This window comes from uncultured Actinobacillus sp., assembly GCF_945915845.1.
Taxonomy (GTDB): Bacteria; Pseudomonadota; Gammaproteobacteria; order Enterobacterales; family Pasteurellaceae; genus Exercitatus.
In genome coordinates this window covers 1-6898 of the sequence record NZ_CAMEFX010000066.1, presented here as the reverse complement: position 1 = coordinate 6898, position 6898 = coordinate 1, and the positions used below count along the sequence as shown (strand labels likewise).

8 protein-coding genes are annotated in these 6898 nt (G+C 40.9%); 7 read left to right on the top strand and 1 reads right to left on the bottom strand.

Features of this window, described 5'->3' with window-relative positions:
* The 7 genes from Q0O89_RS10090 to ndk all read left to right on the top strand — a co-directional run.
* Positions 1–212: L-serine ammonia-lyase, iron-sulfur-dependent, subunit alpha (locus tag Q0O89_RS10090; protein ID WP_293731571.1), on the top strand; the 212-nt coding region annotated here is incomplete at its 5' end.
* Between the two features lie 219 nt (positions 213–431).
* Positions 432–1091, top strand: coding sequence for a ribose-5-phosphate isomerase RpiA (gene rpiA / locus Q0O89_RS10085; RefSeq protein WP_293731570.1), 660 nt, complete (start codon positions 432–434; stop codon positions 1089–1091).
* A gap of 65 nt (positions 1092–1156) precedes the next feature.
* Positions 1157–2386: a phosphoglycerate dehydrogenase gene (gene serA / locus Q0O89_RS10080; RefSeq protein WP_293731569.1), complete on the top strand. Its 1230-nt coding sequence runs from the start codon at positions 1157–1159 to the stop codon at positions 2384–2386.
* A gap of 101 nt (positions 2387–2487) precedes the next feature.
* Positions 2488–3513, top strand: coding sequence for an endolytic transglycosylase MltG (mltG, locus tag Q0O89_RS10075; protein WP_293731568.1), 1026 nt, complete (start codon positions 2488–2490; stop codon positions 3511–3513).
* A gap of 20 nt (positions 3514–3533) precedes the next feature.
* Complete coding sequence (gene tmk, locus Q0O89_RS10070) at positions 3534–4178, top strand: dTMP kinase (RefSeq protein WP_135709291.1); 645 nt, start codon at positions 3534–3536, stop codon at positions 4176–4178.
* The gene (locus Q0O89_RS10065; RefSeq protein ID WP_293731567.1) at positions 4175–5152 is read left to right on the top strand and encodes a DNA polymerase III subunit delta'; all 978 of its coding nucleotides are present in this window, start codon (positions 4175–4177) and stop codon (positions 5150–5152) included. Before tmk ends, Q0O89_RS10065 begins: the two co-directional genes overlap by 4 nt.
* Positions 5153–5224: 72 nt before the next feature.
* Positions 5225–5650 carry a nucleoside-diphosphate kinase gene (ndk, locus tag Q0O89_RS10060; RefSeq protein WP_293731566.1) on the top strand — a complete coding sequence of 142 codons (426 nt, stop codon included), beginning with the start codon at positions 5225–5227 and terminating at the stop codon, positions 5648–5650.
* Positions 5651–5810: 160 nt separating this feature from the next.
* Here the strand turns inward: ndk and Q0O89_RS10055 are convergent.
* Positions 5811–6898: transposase (locus Q0O89_RS10055; protein ID WP_293731565.1), on the bottom strand; the 1088-nt coding region annotated here is incomplete at its 5' end.

Genomic DNA, 6898 nt, shown 5'->3' with positions numbered 1-6898 from the left:
GGGGGCAAGTTCAAGTTCCTTGTATTGAACGCAATGCGATTGCGGGGGTAAAAGCTATTAATGCCAGTCGGATGGCATTACGCCGTACTTCTAGTCCACGTGTTTCTTTGGATAAAGTGATTGAAACCATGTTTGAAACGGGTAAGGACATGAATACCAAGTACCGCGAAACTTCACAAGGTGGACTTGCCATTAAGGTAACCTGTAGTTAATCCGTCTTTATTTTTTAGATAAGCCAAAAGTCAAATTTTGGCTTATTTTTTTGTAGTGATTTTAATTTTAAATAGATATGGTAATCTATGGCGGATGGTAGCTATGAACCCCTTTCATAGCGAGATGAAATAATTTATAGCAAATTGTTATTGTCACGATGGCAGTTTGGTATTAGAGTATAGCAATCGTTTGCGCGATAGGCGTAATAAGGAAAAAAGATGAATCAACTTGAAATGAAGAAACTTGCTGCACGAGAAGCGTTGAAATTTGTTCAACCTGATACCATTGTTGGGGTGGGAAGCGGTTCAACGGTGAATTGTTTTATTGAAGCTTTGGGCACGATGCGTGATGAGATTAAAGGCGCAGTGGCTGCATCAAAAGCCTCAGAAGAATTATTACGTCAACAAGGTATAGAAGTGTTTAGTGCCAATGACGTTTCAAGTTTAGATATTTATGTGGACGGTGCGGATGAGATTAACCCACAAAAAATGATGATTAAGGGCGGCGGTGCGGCATTGACCCGTGAAAAAATCGTGGCGTCTTTGGCGAAAAAATTTATCTGTATCGTTGATAGCTCGAAATTAGTGGACGTATTAGGTTCAACATTCCCATTGCCTGTGGAGGTGATTCCAATGGCACGCTCACAAGTGGCGCGCAAATTGGTGGCATTAGGTGGTTCACCGGAATGGCGCGAAGGGGTGATTACTGATAATGGCAATGTGATTTTAGATGTACATAATTTCGCTATTATGAATCCCATCGAAATGGAAAAAGAATTAAATAATGTTGCAGGTGTAGTGACAAATGGTATTTTTGCACTCAATGCGGCACATACAGTGATTGTTGGAACCCCTGAAGGTGCGAAAGTTATTGAATAATGACCGCACTTTTCTTCCTAAACAATGCAAACATAAATTTAACAATACAATAAGGAAATCACAGAATGGCTAAAGTCTCTCTCGATAAATCAAAGATTAAATTTCTGTTACTCGAAGGCGTACACCAAAATGCATTAGATGTGTTACATAATGCAGGTTACACCAACATCGAATATCACAAAAAAGCCTTAGAGCCTGAAGAATTAAAAGAAGCGATTAAAGACGCTCATTTCGTTGGTTTGCGTTCGCGCACTAACTTAACGGCAGATATTTTAGAACATGCCAATAAATTAATTGCGGTAGGTTGCTTCTGTATCGGCACCAACCAAGTGGATTTGGTGGCAGCAAAAGAAAAAGGGATTCCTGTTTTTAATGCGCCTTACTCGAATACACGTTCTGTAGCGGAATTAGTGTTAGCCGAAATTATTTTGTTAATGCGTCAAATTCCAAAAGCCAATGCGGAAGTTCACCGTGGTGAATGGAATAAATCTGCTGTGGGTTCACACGAAGTGCGCGGTAAAAAATTAGGGATTGTGGGATATGGTCATATCGGCTCTCAATTAAGTATTATCGCAGAATCTTTGGGGATGAACGTCTATTTCTATGATGTTGAAACGAAATTACCATTAGGTAATGCACAACAAGTCAATACGTTGGAAGAATTATTGTGTTCTTGTGATGTGATTTCTTTACATGTACCGGAAAATCCATCCACTAAAAATTTAATGAGCGCAGAACGTATTGCACAATTAAAACAAGATAGCATTTTGGTGAATGCTGCACGTGGTACTGTGGTAGATATTGATGCTTTAGCGGCAGCATTAGACGCAGGTAAGATCCGTGGTGCAGCGGTAGACGTCTTCCCGGTAGAACCTGCTTCAGCCGATGAAGTATTTGAATCACCTTTACGCAAATTTGATAATGTCCTTTTAACACCGCATATCGGTGGTTCAACGGTAGAAGCGCAAGAAAATATTGGTACGGAAGTGGCGTTGAAATTTGTGAAATATTCAGACAACGGTTCAACACTTTCTGCGGTGAATTTCCCAGAAGTGTCCTTACCTGAACACGAAGGGGCGAAACGTTTATTGCATATTCACCATAACAAACCGGGTATTTTAAACAAAATCAACCAAGTATTTGTGAATGCCAATGTGAATATCGCCGCACAATTCCTACAAACGGATCCGTCAATCGGTTATGTAGTCATTGATGTGGAATCAGAAAATACCGATGAATTGCTTACTCAATTAAAAGAAATTGATGGCACAATCCGTGCGCGTTTGTTGTATTAATTTCTTATCTCTTCAAAGTGCGGTGAAATTTTACCGCACTTTTTCTTTCTTTTCTGTTCTATGCTAAAATCACGCCAATTTTTATTCACTTCATATAATCAATGAAAAAAATTCTTTCTATTTTTCTTATTTTACTTGTACTTTTGGTGGGCGCCGGCTTTTGGGGTTATCACCAACTACAACAATTTCTACAGCGACCTATCCCTGTGCAATCGGATCAATTATTGACTTTGGAACGGGGAACCACCGGCAAAAAATTAGCCACATTGTTAGAGCAAGAAAAATTGGTTGATGATGCCAAATGGTTGCCTTGGGCCTTAAAATTGCATCCCAATTTAAATAACGTCAAAGCGGGAACCTATTCCTTAAACGGCGTGAAAACGCTCAATGATTTGCTAGTACTGTTGAATAGCGGTAAGGAAGTGCAGTTTAGCCTTCGTTTTGGCGAAGGAGAAACTTGGAAATTAGTGAAAAAATCCTTGGAAAATGCACCGCACTTAAAACAGCAATTAGCCGGAAAAAGCGAAGCAGAGCTACTTAAACAATTCAACTTACCTGAAAACAACCAACACAAATTGGAAGGTTGGATTTATCCTGATACTTACCATTATGTGCCCAATTCTAGTGATGAAGAACTATTGAAACGTGCCGTGGTGAAAATGACGAAAACCTTAGATAAAGCTTGGGCTGAAAGGGATGCGGATTTGCCACTTGCCAATAAATATGAGATGCTGATTTTGGCTTCGATTGTGGAAAAGGAAAGTGGCGTTCAAGCGGAGCGTGGCAAAATTGCTTCGGTGTTTATTAATCGTTTGAAAACGAAAATGCGCTTGCAAACGGATCCTACGGTGATTTACGGTATGGGCGATGAGTATAATGGCAATATCCGTAAAAAAGATTTAGAGCAGGTTACGGCGTACAATACTTATACCATTGATGGATTGCCGCCGACACCGATTGCGAACCCAAGTGAAAGTGCGATTTTTGCAGTAGCGCATCCGGAAAAAACGGATTTTCTGTATTTTGTGGCAGATGGCACCGGTGGTCATAAGTTTAGCCGTACGTTGAGTGAACATAATCACGCGGTACAAGAATATTTACGTTGGTATCGACAAAATAAAAAATAATCCCAGTCATTGAGAACAGTATGAACGGAAAATTTATTGTTTTAGAAGGTTTAGAAGGTGCGGGAAAAACCACTGCACTGAATACAGTCGTCGCGCAACTGAAAGCGTTAGGGGTGACGGATTTAGTTTTTACGCGCGAACCGGGCGGCACGCCTTTGGCAGAAAAGTTGCGTAATTTAATTAAATATGAAACGGAAGAACCCGTAACCGATAAAGCGGAACTGTTAATGCTTTATGCAGCACGTATTCAGCTGATCGAAAATATTATCAAACCCGCACTGGCGCAAGGAAAATGGGTAATTGGTGATCGTCATGATTTGTCATCACAAGCTTATCAAGGCGGTGGGCGTCAGCTTGATAAGGCGTTTATGCAAATGCTTAAAGAGAGTGTATTGGGCGATTTTGAACCGGATTTTACCCTGTATTTGGATATCGATCCTGCCTTGGGATTAGCGCGTGCCCGTGGACGTGGCGAATTAGATCGCATTGAACAGGCAGGCTTAGACTTTTTTTACCGCACGCGAGCGCGCTATTTGGAATTGGTGAAAGACAACCCGAAAGCCGTTATTATCAATGCCGGTCAGGAACTTGAACGGGTCACCGCGGATATCCAAAGTGCGGTGCAAAAATTTGTGAATTCGGTAGGAAAAACAACTTCATTATGACCGCACTTTATCCTTGGCTTATGCCCACTTATGACAAAATTACGCAGGCTTTTTCCCAAGGTCATGGGCATCACGCGTTATTATTTAAGGCGGATTTGGGCTTAGGGGCGGAAAGCCTTGTGAATGCAGTCGCGGCATTTTTATTTTGCCAAGAAAGCCAAAAGCCTTGTGGGCATTGTCATCATTGCCATTTATTTAGCGCAGGTAATCACCCTGATTTTCATTTGTTAACTTCGATTGAAGATAAAGATATTGGCGTAGATCAGGTGCGTGACATCAATGAAAAAGTGAATCAGCATGCACAACAAGGTGGTAATAAGGTTGTGCTTGTACAGGGTGCGGAACGATTAACGGAAGCAGCAGCCAATGCGTTGTTAAAAACCTTAGAAGAACCGCGCCCGAATACCTATTTTTTACTACAAACAGATTTGTCTTCTTCATTAATTGCGACCATTTATAGCCGTTGCCAATCTTGGTTATTGAATGTGCCGACCTTAGGTGTTGCGCAGGCTTGGTTGCAGTCTCAACGCAATGATGAAATTGCAGAAATTCACACCGCGCTTCGTATTAATTATGGGCGGCCGTTATTGGCGTTAACCACGTTGGAACAGGGGCTGATTGAAAAACGCCGTGAATTTTTACGCGCCTTTTGGGTATTTTATTTACGCCGTTCGCCTTTGGAAGTGTTGCCGTTATTTGATAAAACTTTGGCTCATCAACAATTAGACTGGTTGAACAGCTTTTTATCCGATGCGTTAAAAGATAAATTAGGCATTAGAACCGGCTGGGTGTGCCAAGATTTGGCGAAAGCTGTACAACAATTTAGTGAAAAACAAACCGCACAAGGGTTATTAAAAGCGAATCAAATTATTCAAAAAGTGCGGTGGGATTTAGCACAGATTAATGGGGTAAACCAAGAATTGATCTTATTAGACGGATTAACGCAATTAGTAACGGAAGTGTTTGAGAGATAGGTCAATAGCCCTAGTGTATCATCATTCAATCCATTAAAATCTTTAGGTTATTTTTCAAAAAGGAGCAAGCCAATGACAGTAGAACGAACTTTATCTATCATCAAACCTGATGCCGTTGAGCGAAATTTGGTGGGGAAAATTTTAGCCCGTTTTGAAGAGCAAGGGTTTCAGATTATTGCCGCTAAAATGCTACGTTTAACACGTGCTCAAGCGGAAGGATTTTATGCAGAACATCAAGGCAAGGAATTTTTTGAGCCTTTGGTGGAATATATGATGTCAGCACCTATTTTGGTCTCTGTTCTTGAAAAAGAAAATGCCGTCAAAGATTACCGCACTTTGATAGGTACCACCAATCCGGAAGCTGCGGCAGAAGGCACGATTCGCAAGGATTTTGCTCAAAGCAAACAACGCAATTCAGTTCACGGTTCTGATAGTGTGGATAGTGCAGAGCGTGAAATTGCGTATTTCTTTGTTGAATCTGAAATTTGTCCGCGTTAAAATAAAAAGCATCTAGGGAATCCTCCTAGGTACTTAAGGTTAAATCTGCTTTACTGCCGTGTCACTGGTGATCGCCTAGACGATCACCGTTAAGTTGAAATGGGTGTTTACACAGAATTTGGGATAAGGCCTCCCCATTCTTTTTTACAAAAAACTTCTCCTAAAACACCATCTCATCTCTCACCACATAACCCGTTTTCCCATAACCCTTCCAAAAGTCTTGCACCGTTGTTTGCAACGTTTTTTTCAACAAAGCTAAAAACATTGACCCCGAAGGCATTACGCAATGATCCAAACGAAATGCCATTTCATTTGCATATGCCCACAAATGCACATTTTTTACCTGCGCAAGCTGAACCCACAAACTTCTGGTGCGGCTAAAAAAGTTTTCCGCCCAGTTATTATGATAACCCTTCGAATTTTTAAAAATCTTCTTAGAATGTACCGCACTTTCGTGTTCATAGCCCAAAGCGGCTAAATGTTTATAGGCGCGTGCGCCATCGGTGCAAATTGTGCTGCCTTGCGTCACATATTTTCTTACCAAATAAGAAATTGTTGCCTTATTTTCAGCATAAATCGGAAAAACCAAGGTTTGTTGTCGTTCATTATTGGTCATAACCAACAACTTACGCTTTTCTTTCACAAAAGATTTGGCGCGATAGTCCAACGTTTTCCCATATCGAGCATAATTTCCACGGCGCTTTTGCTCGTCTTGTTGATGTTTTATTTGCCATTTTTCCTGCTTTTTCTGCACATTTTGCTGCATATTGGGCGGAATTTCGGCTAAATAAAAGGTACGATCTTGATTATTGACCTTGTCTGCTTTTTGCTCTTTTAAGGTTTCAGCCTCCACCAAAACGTTCACTTCACAAGTATCAATATGCACTTCTCCGCTAATTTTTTGCGTTTCTAAATCCGGTTTTAAGCTCTCACGAATTTTATGACTTAACATAAACGCCGTACGATAATTCACCGCCAATTCTCGTGCTAAACGTTTTGAGGTAATACCTTGTTTGGCATTAATATAAAACACCAATGCTAACAAATAAGTACGCAACGGCAATTTATGGCTGGCAAACAGTGTGCCGGAAGTCAGGCTAAATTCCCGTTTGCAATCACGGCAACGCCATTTTTGACGGCTTTGAATAAAATAAGGTTGAGTGCGTTGGCAATGTGGGCAACAAATTTTTTCCGCCGACCCCCAACGCATTTCCACCATTAACGAAAAGATTTCTTGATCAGAAAGAC